Genomic DNA, 15,635 nt, shown 5'->3' with positions numbered 1-15,635 from the left:
GGGGTCACCAGCGCAGGAGGACGAGTTCGGAGGCGAAACCCGGACCGAAGGCGAGCATCAGCCCGACCGATCCGGGCGGGGGCGGTCCCGCGCTCTGGACGCCGTCCAGGATGTGCAGGACCGAGGCGGAGGAGAGGTTGCCCACGGCCGCGAGTGAGCGCCGGCTCGCGGCGAAGGCCGATTCCGGCAGCGCGAGGGCGTCCGAGAGCGTGTCCAGGATCTTCGGGCCGCCGGGATGGCAGATCCACGCGTCGACGTCCGCGGGCTTGAGGTCGTGCGCGGCGAGGAAGGACTCGACCTCCTCGGCCACGTGCAGCCTGACCAGGTCCGGAAGTTCGCGGCCCAGCACCATGCGCATCCCCCAGTGGCCGATGTCCCAGCCGAGGAGGTGCTCGGTGCCCGGGTACAAGTGGCTGCGGGCGGCCACCACCTCGGGCCCGGCGCCGGTTGAGTGCAGGGGATGGTCGCGGCCCACCGCCACCAGGGCGCCCGCGCCGTCGCCGAACAGGGCCCCGGCCACCAGGTTCGCCATCGAGGCGTCGGTGGACTGGAGGGTGAGCGAGCAGAGCTCGGTGGACAGCAGCAGGGCCGCGTGGCCGCTGCGGCCCGTCAGATGGTCGTGGACATGGCCCACTCCGGCGGCGCCGGCCGCGCAGCCGAGGCCGAAGAGCGGTACCCGCCGTACGTCGGGACGCAGGCCCGCGCGGGTGGCGAGACGGGCCTCCAGCGAGGGTGTCGCGAGCCCGGTCACCGTGGTCGACATGACCAGATCGACCTCCTGGGCCGCCAGGCCGGCGTCGGAGAGCGCGAGTTCGAGGGCCCGGGTGCCGAGCTCCAGGGCCGTCTCGATGAAGAGGGCGTTCGTCGCGCCGAAGTCGTTCCCCGGACCGTACCGCTCCAGCGGCAGCGCGAGATGTCGGCCGTCCACGCGCACCGAGCTGTGGACGCGGTGCAGCAGGGCGGTGTCGGAGCCCGGCGGCAGGAAGCGGGCGAGCGCTTCCGTGATCTCGGACTGGAGGTGGCGATGGGGCGGGAACACGCTGCGCACTGCCAGAACACGTGTCATTCGTTCACCATAGAAAACAACTGACACATCGTTATGAATCAGGCGAACCGGGCGCGGCGCCGCGTAGCGTGTCGCCGTGCCCGCGCGAAACACGCAGACCCGCGAGAACACCGCAGTCACCGGGACCGCAGCGCCCGGTCCCGGTCCCGGTCCCGGCCCCGGCGTCGTACGCGGCCTGGCCGCCGCGTGCCACCCGCTGCCCGCGGCCGCCGTGACCCTCTTCGCCGCCGCCCTGACGGCCGCCGCGGGTCAGGGCTCGGCGAGGGCGGCCGTCACCGTGGGCGCGGTGGCCGCCGGACAGCTGTCGGTGGGCTGGTGCAACGACCGGGCGGACCTGCAGCGCGACCTGGCCACGGGCCGACAGGACAAACCGCTCGTCGCCGGGCGGGTCACGGCCGCGGCCGTGACCCGGGCCGCGGCCGTCTCGCTGCTGCTCTGCGTCCCGCTGTCCCTGGCCTGCGGACCGCTCGCCGGCGCCGCGCACCTCGTCGGCGTGGCGGCCGCCTGGGCCTACAACCTCCGGCTGAAGAGCACGGCCGCCTCCTGGGTCCCGTACGCCCTGGCCTTCGGCCTGCTGCCCGCCTTCGTCACCCTGGGCCTGCCCGGCGCGCCCTGGCCGCCCCCCTGGCTCACGGCCGCCGCCGCCCTCCTCGGCGCGGGCGCGCACTTCGCCAACGTGCTGCCGGACATCGAGGACGACCTGGCCACCGGAGTGACGGGACTGCCGCAGCGGCTGGGCCTGCGGGCCTCGGCCGCCCTGGCCGGGCTGCTCGTCCTCGGCTCGACCGTCATCCTGGTCGTCGGACCACCGGGGACGGTGACGGCCTACGGCTGGGCGCTGCTCGCCGCGACCACGACGGCCCTGCTCCTGGCGGCCCGCCGGCCCGCCGGAAGGCTCCCGTTCCTGGCCACGATGGCGGTGGCCGGAGCCGACGTGATCCTGCTGGTCGTCGAACTCCGCCCGTGAGCCGCCCCGGGCGCCCGCCGACGTCCGGGGAGACGGCCTGTGGGGTGCCGGGAAGCCGGACCGTGACGAGGGGACCGCCGGCGGGGCGGTCCGGACAGGGGACGGGAGGCCCGTCAGGGCATCTCACGGGTGCGGGTCCAGGCCAGGAGCGCGTCGGCCGGCCAGGTGTTGATGACCCGCTCGGCCGGAACCTCGCACTCCACGGCCCTTTCGCAGCCGACGATCTGCCAGTCCAGCTGGCCCGGGGCGTGCGCGTCCGTGTCGATCGCGAAGAAGGTGCCGGCCGCCACGGCGAGGCGCAGCAGCCGCCGGGGCGGGTCCAGCCGCTCGGGCCGGCTGTTGATCTCCACGGCGGTACCGCTCTGCGCGCAGGCCGCGAAGACCGCCTCGGCGTCGAAGCGCGACTCCGGCCGGGTCCGGCCGGTGACCAGTCGCCCGGTGCAGTGGCCCAGGACGTCCATCAGCGGGTTGCGCACGGCCGCCAGCAGCCGCTGGGTCATCGCCGGCGAGTCCATCCGCAGCTTTGAGTGCACCGAGCCGACGACCAGGTCGAGCTGTTCCAGCAGCTCCGGCTCCTGGTCCAGGGCCCCGTCGTCGAGGATGTCGCACTCGATCCCGGTGAGCAGCCGGAAGGGCGCCCACGTGTCGTTGAGCTCGGCCACCACCGCCAGCTGCTCGCGCAGCCGCTCGGGGGAGAGTCCCCGGGCGACGGTCAGGCGGGGCGAGTGGTCGGTCAGTACGGCCCACTCATGGCCCAGCGAGGCCGCGGCCCGCCCCATCGCCTCGATCGGACTGCCGCCGTCGGACCAGTCGGAGTGCACGTGGCAGTCCCCGCGGAGGGCCGCCCGCAGCGCGGTGGCGGCGGGCGTGGCCGGCGGTCCCTCGGGGAGCGCGGCGGCCTCGTCCTCCAGGGTCTGCAGATAGGCGGGCACCGCCCCGTCGAGGGCTTCCCGTACGACCTGGGCGGTCTTGGGGCCGATGCCCTTGACGGCCTCCAGGGAGCCTGCCGCGACCCGTTCGGCGACCTCCCGCTCGCCCATCCGGGAGAGTGCCGCGGACGCCGTGCGGAAGGCCCGTACCCGGTAGGTGGGGGCCTGCGCGCGCTCCAGCAGGAAGGCGATCCGGTCCAGTGCCGCCACCGGTTCCATCGCGCACCTCCTGCCCTTCCCGGACCCAGTGTCCGGCGCGGGAGGCGGCTACGCCTCTCCTGCCTCCCGCGGCACGGCCGCGTCGAGGGCGGCGGTGAGCCGGTTCAGGCGGGTCTGGAGGTCGAGGACCTCGGCGAGCTCGAAGCCGGTCGCCGCCGCGATCCGCCGGGGCACCTCCGCGGCGCGCACGCGCAGCGCGGCGCCCTCGTCGGTCAGGTGGGCGCGGACGGAGCGCTCGTCCTCGGTGCTGCGCTCGCGGCGGACCAGTCCGGCCGTCTCCAGCCGCTTGAGCAGCGGGGACAGCGTGCCCGAGTCCAGCCGGAGGTGCTGCCCGATCTCCTTGACCGGCAGCTCGCCGTGCTCCCAGAGCACGAGCATCACCAGGTACTGCGGGTAGGTGAGCCCCAGGTCCTTGAGGACGACGCGGTAGAGGCCGCCGAAGGCACGGCTCGCGGCGTTCAGCGCGAAGCAGATCTGGCCGTCCAGGCGCAGGAAGTCCTGGTCGGGGTGGGGCGCGGTCGGCTGCTCGGTCATGGCGGCAAGTGTACCCGGACCGGACTTGAGCGGCATTGAATTGCGCACAACTTAATTGCGTGCTCTACTGGTGGAGCGCGGCCGACCACCGGCCGCCGCCACGGTTCATTTCTGCGAGAGGAACTCTCATGGACGCGCTCTACACCGCTGTCGCCACCGCCAACGGCCGCGAGGGCCGCACCGTCAGCTCCGACGGCCAGATCGACCTCGCCCTCGCCATGCCCCCGGCGCTCGGCGGCAACGGGCAGGGCACCAACCCCGAGCAGCTCTTCGCGGCCGGCTTCGCCGCCTGCTTCGCCAGCGCGCTCGGCCTGGTCGGCCGCCAGGCCAAGGCCGACACCAGCGAGGTCTCGGTCACCGCGGAGGTCTCCATCGGCAAGGACGGCGCCGGCTTCGGCCTGGGCGTCACCCTGCGCGTCGAGCTCCCCGAGTCCCTGGCCGGCGAGACGGGCGCCCTGCTGGTCAAGCAGGCGCACGAGGTCTGCCCGTACTCCCGCGCCACCCGCGGCAACATCGACGTCGAGCTCGTGATCGAGTAAAGATGCCGGATACCCGGCGCGCGGCCACCATGGAGGGGCACGATCCCCAGGGGGCCGCACGCCGGGAGGCGCAAGTGGCGCGCACCTACGCAACGGACGTCCTCGTCGCCGGCGCCGGCCCGGTCGGGCTGACCGCCGCCGCGGAGCTCCGCAGACGGGGCGTCACCTGCCGGATCGTCGACCGGCTGCCGTTCGCGAAAGCCGTGGGCATCCAGCCGCGCACGCTGGAGGTATGGGACCGCATGGGGGTGGTCCGCGCCGCCTTGGAGGCGGCCGTCCCGATGCGGGGGCAGTTCCCTGCGTCAACGGAGTCGAGAAGGCCCGCACCGAGCTCGCCGTGCCGCCCGAAGTGCCCTACGGATTCGAGGCGCTGCCGCAGTACGAGACCGAGCGCATCCTCGACGAGTTCCTGGGCCGCTTCGGAACGACCGTCGAACGAGGCACCGAACTCGTGTCGTTCACCCAGGACGCCGACGGGGTGACCTGCCGGCTGCACACGCCGTCCGGGGCGGAGGAAGAGCTGCGCTGGCCTGCGCGGGCGCGGCCCACCCCGGCCTGCTCGCCGGTCACGACGCCGAGCGCCGGCCCGTCGGCGAGGAAGTCGTCGGCCGCACCGTACGGCACGCCGTCGAGGGAATGGAGAACGACCCCGACGACCCGGCCACGGTGATGATGCGCGAGGCCCAACTCCTCGTCGGCTACCGGGGAAGCCCGACCGTGGACCCGGCCGCCGAAGGCCGGGGCCCCCGGCCCGGCGACCGGGCCCCCGACTGCGCGGGCCTCACCGGGCCCGGCACCGCCTACGCGCTGCGCCTGTACGACGTCCTGCGCGAGCGGGACCACGTACTGCCGCTCTACGGAGCCGCGTTCGGGCCAGGGTCCGCGACCGGGCCGGGCCTCGACGCAGTCGTCCGGACGGCGCGGGAGTCCTCGGGCGGCCGGATGGAGGTCTGCCTGGTGCTCGCGGCGGAGGCGGCCGCCGGCGCCGACGCGCACGCCATCATCGAGGCCGACGGGACGACCCTGCCGGTCTACGCCGACACCCGGGGCGAGTTCGCCCGCCTCTACGCGGCCGAGGAGCCCACGGCCTTCGTGGTCCGCCCGGACGGATACCTCGGCGCCCGGCTCCCGCTCTCCCCGCCCGACCCGCGACCGCTGGCCGCCCACCTCGCGGCCGTTTTCGCCGCGCCCCCGCCGAACTGATCCGTCAGGCCTGGGCGCCCCGGGCGGCCTCGCGGCGCTGTCGCTTGCCCAGCGGGGCCAGCGACATGTCCTGGGCCTGCGACCTCAGCTGCTTGAAGCCGTACCCGCGCTCGTCCAGCCAGCTCTCCGCCGCCAGCTCCGCCCGGGCCGTCGCGTCGAGGATGTCCTCCTCGGCCTCGCCCGTGTCCACGAAGCGGAAGGTGAAGAAGGGGCGGGCCGCGAGGTCGTACGTGAGGTGCCCGTCGGCGGTGAACTCCGCGCGCAGCATGTCGTGCTCGGGCGCGGCGGCGAGCAGCTCGGCCGTCTGGTCGTCGGTCAGACCGTCGAACGAGCCGCGGACGGTGATACGGAAGGTACGGGTAGCGCTCATCCCCGGAGACTAGATCGGGCACCGCGTCCCCTGCATCCGGATATCCGCCGGTCCGCCCCGCCCGCCACCCCGCGGACGGCCGTGCAGGGCCGCGTACACCGCACGGACACCCCGAAAGCCCCGGCCGGGAGCCCGTTTTGGATTGCCGGACGATCCTCAATACGATCCGGCGATGATCACAAGAAAAAGGCTTGCGGTCGGGGCGTGCGGCCTGCTCGCCGCCCTGGCCGTCGGGCTCTTCCCGGCGAGCGCCACCGCCGCCGACGAACCGACGGCGAAGGAACCCCCCAAGGTCGACCTCGTCCTCGACGTGAGCGGCTCCATGCGGGCCAACGACATCGACGGACAGACCCGCATGGCCGCGGCCAAGCAGGCCTTCAACGAGGTCATCGACGCGGTCCCGGCCGAGGTGCGCCTCGGCATACGGACCCTGGGGGCCAACTACCCGGGGGACGACCGGGCCCTCGGCTGCAAGGACACCAAGCAGCTCTACGCGGTCGGCCCCCTCGACCGGACCGAGGCGAAGACCGCGGTGGCGACCCTCGCCCCCACCGGCTGGACGCCGATCGGACCGGCCCTGCTCGGCGCAGCCCAGGACCTGGAGGGCGGCAACGGTTCCAAGCGGATCGTGCTCATCACGGACGGCGAGGACACCTGCGCCCCGCTCGACCCGTGCGAAGTGGCGCGCGACATCGCCGCCAAGGGCATCCACCTGGTCATCGACACCCTCGGCCTGGTCCCGGACGCCAAGACCCGGGCCCAGCTGACCTGCATCGCCGAGGCCACCGGCGGCACCTACACCTCGGTGCAGCACAAGGCGGACCTCTCCGGCAGAGTGAAACAACTCGTCGACCGGGCCGCGGACCCGGTCGTCAACCCGGTGGCGACCGAGGGCGCGAAGCAGTGCGAGGGCGCCCCGCAGCTGAAGGCCGGCCTCTACAGTGACCGCGAGACCTTCGGCGAACACCGCTGGTACCGGGTCGACGTCCTCCCGGGGCAGGAACTGCGCGCCTCGGTCAGCATCGGCGCCGACCGCGCCGTCAACAACGACTACGGCGTCCTGCTGCGCGCCACCACCGTCCACGGGCGCGAGATCGTGCGCGGCTCGGAGGCGGGTGACGGGCGTACCGACGTCCTCTCGACCGGCCTGCGCTACCCGAAGGCCGAGATCGACGGCCTGGACTCGGACGCCAAGCCCGTGCCGGAGACCGTCTGCCTCCAGGTCAGCAACTCCTTCTCCGCTCCCGCCTCCGTCAAGACGACCCCGGGCATGCCCGTCGAGCTGACCATCGACCTGGTGGACGGACCCGACGAGGCCTCCGACGTCGCCGCGTTCGGCCTCGGGCGGGGCTGGTGGCTGCTGGCCGTGCTGGCGCTCGCCGGGCTGCTGGCCGGTCTGGTGTGGGGATGGATCTCCCGCTGGCGCATCTCCGTCTGGAGGACCAACTGATGCGTAGAGTAGGCACACTGACCGCGTCCCTGCTGGCCGCGGCCGCCGCCCTCACGGTGGCGGGTACGGCCGTGGGTACGGCCGCCGCGGACACGCCCTCGCCGAGTGCCAGCGCCAGCGCGAGCCCGGGCGGGGGCGGGGCCAAGGCCGAATCCGCTCCGACCGAGGCCGGCACCAGCTTCCGTACCGCTGCGGCGTTCCGCCCGGGCCAGAAGGCCACGGCCGGCGCCTCCAGCGGCGACTACCTCTACTGGGTGGTGCCGATCGACGCGCAGCAGCGCGCCACGGTGAAGGCCGCCGTCACCCTGCCCGATGCGGCGGCCCGGCACGGCGCCTCGACCTGGCAGCTCGACGTGTACGACGGACTGCGCCGCCGCCAGGCCTGCACCTACGGCAGGCAGACCGCGGCCGCGGCGAAGGAAGCCGCCACGGTCGAACTGTCCTGCACCCTGCGCACCGTACGCGCCGGCGCCGAGCCGTGGGCCAACGATCCGCTGCCGGGCAGCTACTACATTCGCCTGACGGCCGTCGACCAGCCGGACGAGGACAAGGGCCTGCCGGTGCGCGCGGCCGTCGAGGCCGACGTGAAGGAGACCGGCGGCGTCCAGGCCGTGGACGGCGCCCTCTCCACCCCGCTGGTCGCGGGCACCGTGACCGCGACCCTGCGCGAGCCGGAGGACGGCTGGGCCGGCGGCTGGTGGACGGACCGCTGGATCTGGACCGCCGCGGGCGGCGTGCTCGCCGCCCTCGCGGGCATCCTCGGGTACTCCCTGACGCGCGGCGCGGGCCGCCCGTCCAGGATCCCGCCGGGCGCCTGAAAAACGGGGAGGCCGTGGCCCGCGGGCCACGGCCTCCCCTCATTTGTCCCGCGATTCAGCGGCCGCGGGTCAGCCGGGTCCCGAACGAGGGCTCGGCCAGAGCCCCCTTGACCGCCACCGGCACGCTCCGGGCACCCTCCCCGCTGCCCACCGTCAGCACGGCCACCTCGGAACCGGCCTTCGCGGTGTGCGGCAGCGGTCCGGCACCGGCGGTGGGGGCGAGGGACAGCTTCAACTGCTGGCCCGGGACGCCGATCACGTTCACGTCCTTGGTGGCCACCAGCGGAGTACGGCCGCCGAGCCCGTCGTCCACATGGCCCACGACGTCGCCCTTGCGGATCACCGGGGCCGACGCGAGCGCCGTCCGTACCCCCTCGATGATCGTCTTGCTGTTCGCCAGCACCAGCTTCAGGCTGTTCGCTCCGTCCTCGTCCGGCCCGTCCACCCGCTGGTCCATCAACGTGCCGAGGATCAACTGGTCCTTGCCATCGATCGACTTGTAGGCCGCCCACATCAGGGTCCCGCCGGCGGGCGTGCTGGAACCGGTCTTGATTCCCCGGATGCTGGTGGTGAGCAGGGTGTTGTTGTTCTCGAGCCGCTGGGAGAGCCCCTTGATGGTGGCGTTCGGGAGCGCGACGATCGAGCGGAACACCTCGTCCTTCATGACGGCCTCGGCGAGCTTCAGCTGATCGGTGGCCGTGCTGACGGTGCCCGCGTCCAGACCGCTGGGGTCCGTGTACGTGGTGTTCTCCATCCCGAGCTCCTTGGCGGCGGCGTTCATCTTCGCGACGAACGCGGCCTCGGAGTCGGTGCCGGTGTCCCAGCGCGCCAGCAGCCGGGCGACGTTGTTGCCCGAGGGGATCATGAGCATCTTGAGCATGTCCTGCTGGCTGAACTTCTGCCCGGCGGTCAGGCCCGGGATGCGGGACTCGTGCTCCGAGTTGCCGTCCGCCACGGTCTTCGCGTCGACCGTGATGTCCGGACCAGGGTCGGTCTTGCGCAGCGGATGGCCCTTGAGGATCACGTAGGCCGTCATCACCTTGGCGACGCTGGCCGTCGGGACGGGCTTCTGCTCACCGAAGGTGCCGACGTCGCCGGAGCCGGAGATGCGAACGGCGCCCTGGCCCTTGGCGGGCCAGGGGATGGAGAACTGACCGTCGACGGTGCGGTCGGCCTCGGCGGCGACGAGCTGCGGGGTGGGCAGGGGGCGCAGCAGCTGGGCGCCGACGCCGGCGCCCGCGAGGAGCAGCAGGATCGGCGTCCATATCTTGACGCGGCGCAGCGCGGTCCGGCGCGGGGTCTCCGCCGGGGCAGGGGTGTTGGTGAGCTCGGCCAGCAGGTCGAGCGGAGGCAGCGGCGCGGCGGGAGCCGGCGCGGCGACCTTGGCTTCGGTGGGCTGCGGCTGAGCCCGCGGCGCGACGGGTGCAGGCAGGTCGACGTCCTTGAGCGCGACGAACTGGCTCGTCCGCTCGGGGTCCGGCTCCGTGTCCCGAGCCCAGGCGGGCGCTTTCCGCGGGGCGTTGGGCTGGGCGGGCTTCTGCTTGGGCAGGGTGATGAGCATCGTCTCGTCGGACGCGTCTTCGCGCCCGGTCCCGGCCTCGGGCGCCTTCGGCTCGGCTTTCCCCTCGGGCCGCCGCTCGTCGGCCTGGTCCTGGGCGACGGGTTCGCCGTCGCCGCCCTCGGTGTCCGCCTCGGGCCGGTCGTCGGCGCCGGCTTCGCCCTCGGAGTCGGCCTCCGCCTCGGAGCCGTCCGTGACGTCAGGCTCGGCCTCGGGTTCGGCGTCCGTCTCGGAGCCGGCCTCGCCCGCGTGCTCCGGCTCGGCTGCGGCCTGGGGGTCGGCTTCGCCCTTGGGTTCGGCCTTCGCCTTGGGGCCGGCGTCGGCCTCGGGTTCGGCGTCCGTCTCGGAGCCGGCCTCGCCCGGGAGCCCGGCGTCAGCTTCGCCCAGGCGCTCGGAATCGGAATCGGCCTCGGGATCGGTGCCCGTCGCGGGGTCGGCTTCGCCGAGGAGTCCGGCGCCAGCCGCATCCGCCCGCTCCAGCTCGGCCTCCGCCTCGGGGTGGGCTTCGCCCGGGAGTTCGGTGTCGGCTTCGCCCGCGTGCTCCGGCTCGGCTGCGGCCTGGGGGTCGGCTTCGCCCTCGGGTTCGGCGTCCGCCTCGGGGCGGGCCTCGCCCGCGTGCTCGGCCTCGGCCTCTGCCCCGGACTCGCCCGCGCGTTCGGCCTCGGCCTCCGACTCGTAGGACCCGGGCTCGGCCTCGGCCTCGGACTTGTGGTCGGCTTCCGCATCGGAGGACCCCGTCTCGGCCTCGGGGTCGGCTTCCGCCTCGGGCTCCGCCTCGCCCGGGGATTCGGCTCCGGCTTCGGGCTCGACGTCGGCCTCGGCGACGGCGTCGCCCTCCGGCTCCGGTCGGCCCTCGCTCTCGGCGGCGGCGCCGGCTTCGGCTTCGGCCTCCGCCGTCGCCTTCGGCTCCCCCTCCAGGACGGTGGTCTCTGCCTCGATCTCCGGGTCGTCCGAGGAACCGCCCGCCACCGTTACCGCCTTCATCCCAGCCCCGCCTTGCTGCTCACATCATGCCGATACGACCGGCGAGGCCCCGCGGGGCCTCGCCGCACTGCCAGATGTCCCCGGATCCCCGCCCGTTCCATCCGCTGGATCTTGTGACCGTTCGGTCATATTCGCTGAGTACGCCTACTCATGCCCCCGCCCGCCCCTCCGGCCGACCATGGGACACATCGCACCATCACCTCACCGTCCGAACGGGGTCGTCCATGCTCAGCCGAATCGCCGCCGCCCTCGTACCCGCCTTCGGGCGGCTGACCGTCACCGCCGACCCCGGGGACCGCCCCGCTCCCGGCGCCATCCTGGTCGCCAACCACACCTCCCTCGCCGATCCGGCCGTCGTGGTCGCCGCGCTGCGCCGGTACGGGATCGAGCCGGTCATCCTGGCCACCAGTGGCCTCTGGCGGGTCCCGCTGCTCGGCTCCGCGCTCCGCCGCGAAGGCCATATCGCCGTCCACCGCGGCACGGCCCGGGCGGCCGAGTCCCTCGACGCGGCGGCCGTCGCCCTTGCCTCGGGCCGCAGCGTGCTGCTCTACGGCGAAGGCCGGCTCCCCGTACGCCGCGACGCGGGGGAGACGGCCCCCGGCCCGTTCCGTAGCGGCCTGGCCCGGCTCGCCGCCGCGACGGGCGCCCCGGTCGTGCCCGTCGGCCAGGCGGGTGCCCGCCGCCTCTGCTCCGGGAACGGCGCCAAGCAACTCGCCGGCGTCTTCACCGCCCCGCTGCGCAGGCCCTGCTTCCACGTCCACATCGGCTCGCCGCTGCACCTGCCCGACCGGGTGCCGGAGGCTACGGACCGGGCCCGTCAAGCGGTCACGGCCGCCTGGCGAACCGCGGCGTCCGCCCTCGGGGAGGCGGGCCGGGAGAGGGCCTGAGGCCGGTCCCGCACGGCCGCGCCGTGGAAGCGCACACTGTCGCGGAGGAAGCCGATCGGCCCCTCGCGTGTCGCCGAGCCCGTCACCGGGCACGGCATGCGACCGTCTCCGCATGACCGAAGGCTCGACACCACACATCTCGCCGGCGCGGATCACCGTACTGGGGGTGCAACCCGGAAACCCTCCCTTCCGCATCGTGGAGGTCGACGGCGAGTTCGTCGGCAGGGCGACATCGATGACCGACGTGCTCCTGATCGCCGCGGAGGCCGGGATCTCGATCCACGACCTCGACGACCTCGAGGTGGTCCGGTGGATCAGTGGCGGCAAGTACACCTGGACGATCCCGAGCTAGTGCTGTGACCCGGTGAACCTTTCCGGTCACAGCACCAGCCACGGCACTCAGCGGGTGCTGTGCCCGAGGACCACATGGGCCGCGACCTCACCGTCGGCGTCCGTGTCGATGAAGGACACCACCACCGGGCTGCTGCCCGTGGGTCCGCCCGCCGTGGCGCGCAGCCGGTAGCGCTCGGTGCGGACGGCCTCGCGGGCGAGCGGGCTGCCACCCGAGAACAGGGACGCCGGCTTGGCGTCGTTGGCGATACGGAAGTCGGCGGGGCGCCAGCTGCCCGAGCCCGGGTCGAAGCGCTCCAGCAGGAACCCCGGCCCGCCGCCCGCCCCGGCGCCGCCTTCGCCGACCAGCATCTCCATCTGGAAGGCGACCAGCACGTGCCGGTACTCGGCGGAATTGCCGTTGCGCAGGGTGACGGTGAACTCCTGCGGGGCGCCGCCCCGTACGAGGGCGAGCCGACCGCCCCGGGTGTCGACCGCGACCGTGAGGCGGGTCGGGGCCGGGGGAGGTGTCGCGGGCCGGGTCACGGCCGTCGTGGGGGTCGCCGATGCGGAGGGCTCGGGCGGCGAGGAGGTGGGGGCCGACGGCGAGGCGGAAGCCGACTCCGAGGCGGACACCGACGCCGACACCTCGGCGGACGGCGAAACCGAGGCCGCCGCCGGGGCCGTGCCGTTCTTGTCCCCGCACCCGGTGGTGCCAGCCAGCAGGACGGCGGCCACGGCCGCCGCGCCCAGTGCGCTGCGGGGGCATCGGGAAACTGGCATGGGATCGGTCCTCCTGGGGGGCGGCTTCGCCAGGAAGCTAGCAAGGCGGCGCCCCTTCCGACGAGGTCGATCACGCTTCGAGGCGGCGACGGTTCGGTCACGGTTCGCCGGGGCCGGTCACCAGGGGCTTGGTCAGGCGGGCTGCCACAGTTCGACCCGGTTGCCCGCAGGATCCGTGACCCAGCCGAAGCGGCCGACGCCTTCCATGTCCTGCGTCTCCTCGTCCACGTCCGCGCCCTTGGCGCGCAGTTGGGCGAGCATCGCATCCAGGTCGCGGACCCGGAAGTTGAGCATGGTCTGCTGGGTCCGGGAGCCGAAGTAGTCCGTCTCGGACTCGAACGGCGCGAACACCGTCGGGCCGGCGCCCTGCTGCCACAGGCCGTGCTCGTCGGCGTCCAGGCCCAGGCAGTCGCGGTACCACGCACCGAGGGCCGCCGGGTCGGCCGCCCGCATGAAATACCCGCCGATTCCCAGCACACGTTCCATGCCGCCCATGGTGCCAGGACGGCCACCGGCCGCGCAGGCACCACACCCACCCCCGCCCGACGTCCACGACTTCCTCGCGGGCGAACGCGTCAAACCAGCGGCTTCTCGAAGCTGAAGGCGGTCACGGCCATCCGCTCGCGGAAGTAGAAGCGGTGCGCGTCGGTCCGCTGGGTGCCGGATTCCAGCGTGAGAGCGGTGCAGCCGACGGCCAGGGCCTGCTGCTCCAGGTGCGCGAGCAGCTCGTGGCCCACGCCGGTGGAACGGGCGGTGGCGGCGGTGACCAGGTCGTCGACGTAGAGCGAGCGGACCGCCGAGGTGTTGACGACGATCCGCCAGCCGGCCGCGCCCACGCACCGGCCGTCCGCGTCGTAGGCGGCGGTGAAGCGCAGCCCCTGGCCGTGCCCCTCCGTGAGGATCCTGAGGAACAGCTCCTCGGTGAGGTGGGGACGCAGTTCGAGCAGCACGGGAAGCAGGTCGGTGGCGAGCCGGGGATCGCCGGGCTCAAGGTCGATGATCTTCATACGACGAGCCTACTGGGCCCCACGGGACAGCCCAGGGCCGAAGCCGCCGCGCGCGCTCGCAGCCGACGTGCAGAAAGGGGAAGGACGGCTCCGACGTCCCCTGCGAAAGGCTCCCGATGCCGATGCCGATGCCGATGCCGATGCCGATCCGCCTTCCGATCCCGGTCCGAGCAGGACCGCACGCGCTGGGACCGCGACGCCGTCGCCGAAGGGGTCGCCCTGGTCAGTGACGCCCTCACCCACGCCCCGCTGGGCCCGTACCAGCTGCGCGCCGCGATCGCGGCCGTGCACGACGAGGCGGCGAGCGGCGAGGACACCGACTGGGCGGAGATCCTCGCCCTGTACGAGCTGCTGATCCGCCTGGTCCCGGGCCCCGTGGAGCGCCTGGGCCACGCGGTCGCGGTGGCCATGGTGAAGGAGGGGGCGGAGCGCCGCTCCGGACGTCCGCATGACGGACATGGTCCACCGTTGTCAGAGGCGCCGCCTACTCTTGATCACGTGAGCCCGACCTCTGACGATCACCTCGCCCCCGAACGTTCCCTCGCCGAGATCAACGCGGACATCCGCTGCCTCTTCGCACGCGCCGAGGGCCGTCTCTCCGACGCGGAGCGGATCCGCCACGCCGCCCTGCTGGGCGAGTGGGCCTCGGCGATACGCGCCTCGGTGGTCCCGGCCGCATAGGCGGCCGTGTCCGTACCCGGTCGTGTCGGACCGATGAATCCGGCACCCGGCGGCAGTCTTCCCTACGAGCATCCGCCCGTACGAGAAGCGAGAAGGTGGACCATGAGCGACCTGCGCAGTCTCCTGGAGACCCACGTCGGTGACGGATCACTGCCCGGCGCAGTGGCCCTGGTGGCACATGGCGATGACGTCGAGGTCGCTGCCGTCGGCTCCCTCGACACGGCCGGCACCGCGCCCATGGCCCGGGACTCCCTGTTCCGGATCGCCTCCGTCACCAAGCCCGTGACCGCCGCGGCCACCATGATGCTGGTCGAGGACGGACTGCTGGCCCTCGACGTCCCCGTGGCCCGCTGGCTGCCGGAACTCGCGGCGCCGACGGTGGTCCGCACGCCTTCCGCACCGCTCGACGACGTGGTGCCCGCCGACCGTCCGATCACCGTCGCCGACCTCCTCACCTTCCGCGCCGGGTACGGCTTCCCCGCCGACTTCTCGCTGCCCGCCGTCGCCCCGCTGTTCGGCAGGCTGAAGCAGGGACCGCCCAGGCCGCAGGAGGTGGCGGAGCCGGACGTGTGGATGGCGGCCCTGGGCCGGATCCCGCTCCTCCACCAGCCCGGCGAGGCATGGCTCTACAACACCTGCTCCGACATCCTCGGAGTGCTGATCGCCCGAGCGACCGGCCGGCCCTTCCAGGACGTGCTCGCCGAGCGCGTCTTCGAGCCGCTCGGCATGCGGGACACCGCGTTCGCCGTACCGCGGGGGCAGCTCCACCGGTTCACCAGCTACTACCGGGACGCTCCCGACGGCGGAGCCCTGGAGCTCGTGGACGCGCCCGACGGCGACTGGAGCACCCTTCCCGCCTTCCCGTCCGGGGCGGGCGGCCTCGTCTCCACCGTCGACGACCTGTACGCCTTCGGCCGGATGCTGCTCGCGGGCGGCGCGTACGGGGGCGGGCGGCGGCTGCTCTCGGCGGACTCGGTACGGCAGATGACCACCGATCACCTCACCGCGCCCCAGCGTGCCGCGGGCACCCTGTTCCTGGAGGGTCAGGGCTGGGGGTTCGGCGGATCGGTCGACGTGGCCCGCCTCGACCCGTGGAACGTACCGGGCCGGTACGGCTGGATCGGCGGCACCGGCACCGCCGCCCACATCGTCCCCGCCACCGGGACGCTCACCCTGCTGCTCACCCAGCGGGAGCTGGCCGGCCCCGCCTCGCCCCCGGTGATGCGCGAGTTCTGGACCTACGCCGCCACCCGGGCCTGACCATCCCGCCTGTCCCGACCGCCCGACCCGTCCTTGACCGCACCGCCCGA

General features: G+C 73.8%; 15 protein-coding genes and 2 pseudogenes. 9 read left to right on the top strand and 8 right to left on the bottom strand.

Features of this window, described 5'->3' with window-relative positions:
- Positions 1 to 4: 4 nt before the first annotated feature.
- Positions 5 to 1,066, bottom strand: coding sequence for a type III polyketide synthase (locus ACZ573_RS08290; RefSeq protein WP_471300808.1), 1,062 nt, complete (start codon positions 1,064 to 1,066; stop codon positions 5 to 7).
- Between the two features lie 76 nt (positions 1,067 to 1,142).
- Here ACZ573_RS08290 and ACZ573_RS08285 point away from each other — a divergent pair, with 76 nt between their 5' ends.
- On the top strand, positions 1,143 to 2,033 hold the full coding sequence (locus tag ACZ573_RS08285; protein ID WP_471300806.1) for a UbiA family prenyltransferase: 891 nt from the start codon (positions 1,143 to 1,145) through the stop codon (positions 2,031 to 2,033).
- Between the two features lie 113 nt (positions 2,034 to 2,146).
- On the opposite strand, the gene ACZ573_RS08280 is transcribed toward ACZ573_RS08285, so the two are convergent.
- Together ACZ573_RS08280 and ACZ573_RS08275 are read right to left on the bottom strand one after the other, a co-directional pair.
- Positions 2,147 to 3,181 (bottom strand): PHP domain-containing protein, encoded by a 1,035-nt coding sequence (locus ACZ573_RS08280; RefSeq protein WP_471300803.1) that lies wholly within the window; start codon positions 3,179 to 3,181, stop codon positions 2,147 to 2,149.
- Between the two features lie 48 nt (positions 3,182 to 3,229).
- Positions 3,230 to 3,715 carry a MarR family winged helix-turn-helix transcriptional regulator gene (locus ACZ573_RS08275; protein WP_471300800.1) on the bottom strand — a complete coding sequence of 162 codons (486 nt, stop codon included), beginning with the start codon at positions 3,713 to 3,715 and terminating at the stop codon, positions 3,230 to 3,232.
- Positions 3,716 to 3,843: 128 nt separating this feature from the next.
- Between ACZ573_RS08275 and ACZ573_RS08270 the strand changes: the two genes are divergently transcribed.
- Positions 3,844 to 4,254, top strand: a complete 411-nt coding sequence (locus tag ACZ573_RS08270) for an Ohr family peroxiredoxin (protein WP_471300798.1) — start codon at positions 3,844 to 3,846, stop codon at positions 4,252 to 4,254.
- 74 nt (positions 4,255 to 4,328) lie between these two features.
- Positions 4,329 to 5,457: pseudogene (locus ACZ573_RS08265) on the top strand (FAD-dependent monooxygenase).
- Between the two features lie 4 nt (positions 5,458 to 5,461).
- Here the strand turns inward: ACZ573_RS08265 and ACZ573_RS08260 are convergent.
- Positions 5,462 to 5,827, bottom strand: coding sequence for a DUF6204 family protein (locus ACZ573_RS08260; RefSeq protein WP_471300795.1), 366 nt, complete (start codon positions 5,825 to 5,827; stop codon positions 5,462 to 5,464).
- 172 nt (positions 5,828 to 5,999) lie between these two features.
- Between ACZ573_RS08260 and ACZ573_RS08255 the strand changes: the two genes are divergently transcribed.
- Both ACZ573_RS08255 and ACZ573_RS08250 read left to right on the top strand, forming a co-directional pair.
- A complete protein-coding gene (locus ACZ573_RS08255; protein WP_373040350.1) occupies positions 6,000 to 7,277 on the top strand; it encodes a VWA domain-containing protein in 1,278 nt (425 codons plus the stop codon).
- Positions 7,277 to 8,095 carry a hypothetical protein gene (locus tag ACZ573_RS08250; protein WP_471300792.1) on the top strand — a complete coding sequence of 273 codons (819 nt, stop codon included), beginning with the start codon at positions 7,277 to 7,279 and terminating at the stop codon, positions 8,093 to 8,095. Before ACZ573_RS08255 ends, ACZ573_RS08250 begins: the two co-directional genes overlap by 1 nt.
- A gap of 55 nt (positions 8,096 to 8,150) precedes the next feature.
- On the opposite strand, the gene ACZ573_RS08245 is transcribed toward ACZ573_RS08250, so the two are convergent.
- A complete protein-coding gene (locus ACZ573_RS08245) occupies positions 8,151 to 10,637 on the bottom strand; it encodes a D-alanyl-D-alanine carboxypeptidase family protein (RefSeq protein ID WP_471300790.1) in 2,487 nt (828 codons plus the stop codon).
- A gap of 224 nt (positions 10,638 to 10,861) precedes the next feature.
- Between ACZ573_RS08245 and ACZ573_RS08240 the strand changes: the two genes are divergently transcribed.
- Both ACZ573_RS08240 and ACZ573_RS08235 read left to right on the top strand, forming a co-directional pair.
- Complete coding sequence (locus ACZ573_RS08240; protein WP_471300787.1) at positions 10,862 to 11,524, top strand: lysophospholipid acyltransferase family protein; 663 nt, start codon at positions 10,862 to 10,864, stop codon at positions 11,522 to 11,524.
- Positions 11,525 to 11,636: 112 nt separating this feature from the next.
- Positions 11,637 to 11,876 (top strand): hypothetical protein, encoded by a 240-nt coding sequence (locus ACZ573_RS08235; RefSeq protein WP_471300784.1) that lies wholly within the window; start codon positions 11,637 to 11,639, stop codon positions 11,874 to 11,876.
- A 47-nt stretch (positions 11,877 to 11,923) separates the two neighbouring features.
- On the opposite strand, the gene ACZ573_RS08230 is transcribed toward ACZ573_RS08235, so the two are convergent.
- The 3 genes from ACZ573_RS08230 to ACZ573_RS08220 form a co-directional block, all read right to left on the bottom strand.
- A complete protein-coding gene (locus ACZ573_RS08230) occupies positions 11,924 to 12,637 on the bottom strand; it encodes a hypothetical protein (protein WP_471300781.1) in 714 nt (237 codons plus the stop codon).
- 132 nt (positions 12,638 to 12,769) lie between these two features.
- Complete coding sequence (locus ACZ573_RS08225) at positions 12,770 to 13,123, bottom strand: VOC family protein (protein WP_390799946.1); 354 nt, start codon at positions 13,121 to 13,123, stop codon at positions 12,770 to 12,772.
- Positions 13,124 to 13,212: 89 nt separating this feature from the next.
- Complete coding sequence (locus ACZ573_RS08220) at positions 13,213 to 13,644, bottom strand: GNAT family N-acetyltransferase (protein ID WP_471300778.1); 432 nt, start codon at positions 13,642 to 13,644, stop codon at positions 13,213 to 13,215.
- 168 nt (positions 13,645 to 13,812) lie between these two features.
- Between ACZ573_RS08220 and ACZ573_RS08215 the strand changes: the two are divergent.
- Positions 13,813 to 14,325: pseudogene (locus ACZ573_RS08215) on the top strand (hypothetical protein); the annotation flags it as partial.
- 102 nt (positions 14,326 to 14,427) lie between these two features.
- The gene (locus ACZ573_RS08210) at positions 14,428 to 15,585 is read left to right on the top strand and encodes a serine hydrolase domain-containing protein (protein WP_471300776.1); all 1,158 of its coding nucleotides are present in this window, start codon (positions 14,428 to 14,430) and stop codon (positions 15,583 to 15,585) included.
- Positions 15,586 to 15,635 lie beyond the last annotated feature (50 nt).

It is taken from the genome of Streptomyces sp. NPDC040545 (assembly GCF_055595065.1).
Note: the sequence above shows the minus strand (reverse complement) of the source record. Positions and strands in the feature narration are given on the sequence as shown.

Bases quoted from the DNA above. Each gene is read 5' to 3' on its own strand.
- ACZ573_RS08270 (WP_471300798.1), top strand. From the start codon at position 3,844: ATGGACGCGCTCTACACCGCTGTCGCCACCGCCAACGGCCGCGAGGGC.
- ACZ573_RS08210 (WP_471300776.1), top strand. From the start codon at position 14,428: ATGAGCGACCTGCGCAGTCTCCTGGAGACCCACGTCGGTGACGGATCA.
- ACZ573_RS08250 (WP_471300792.1), top strand. From the start codon at position 7,277: ATGCGTAGAGTAGGCACACTGACCGCGTCCCTGCTGGCCGCGGCCGCC.
- ACZ573_RS08280 (WP_471300803.1), bottom strand. From the start codon at position 3,181: ATGGAACCGGTGGCGGCACTGGACCGGATCGCCTTCCTGCTGGAGCGC.
- ACZ573_RS08255 (WP_373040350.1), top strand. From the start codon at position 6,000: ATGATCACAAGAAAAAGGCTTGCGGTCGGGGCGTGCGGCCTGCTCGCC.
- ACZ573_RS08225 (WP_390799946.1), bottom strand. From the start codon at position 13,123: ATGGAACGTGTGCTGGGAATCGGCGGGTATTTCATGCGGGCGGCCGAC.
- ACZ573_RS08245 (WP_471300790.1), bottom strand. From the start codon at position 10,637: ATGAAGGCGGTAACGGTGGCGGGCGGTTCCTCGGACGACCCGGAGATC.
- ACZ573_RS08290 (WP_471300808.1), bottom strand. From the start codon at position 1,066: ATGACACGTGTTCTGGCAGTGCGCAGCGTGTTCCCGCCCCATCGCCAC.
- ACZ573_RS08275 (WP_471300800.1), bottom strand. From the start codon at position 3,715: ATGACCGAGCAGCCGACCGCGCCCCACCCCGACCAGGACTTCCTGCGC.
- ACZ573_RS08230 (WP_471300781.1), bottom strand. From the start codon at position 12,637: ATGCCAGTTTCCCGATGCCCCCGCAGCGCACTGGGCGCGGCGGCCGTG.
- ACZ573_RS08260 (WP_471300795.1), bottom strand. From the start codon at position 5,827: ATGAGCGCTACCCGTACCTTCCGTATCACCGTCCGCGGCTCGTTCGAC.
- ACZ573_RS08235 (WP_471300784.1), top strand. From the start codon at position 11,637: ATGACCGAAGGCTCGACACCACACATCTCGCCGGCGCGGATCACCGTA.
- ACZ573_RS08220 (WP_471300778.1), bottom strand. From the start codon at position 13,644: ATGAAGATCATCGACCTTGAGCCCGGCGATCCCCGGCTCGCCACCGAC.
- ACZ573_RS08240 (WP_471300787.1), top strand. From the start codon at position 10,862: ATGCTCAGCCGAATCGCCGCCGCCCTCGTACCCGCCTTCGGGCGGCTG.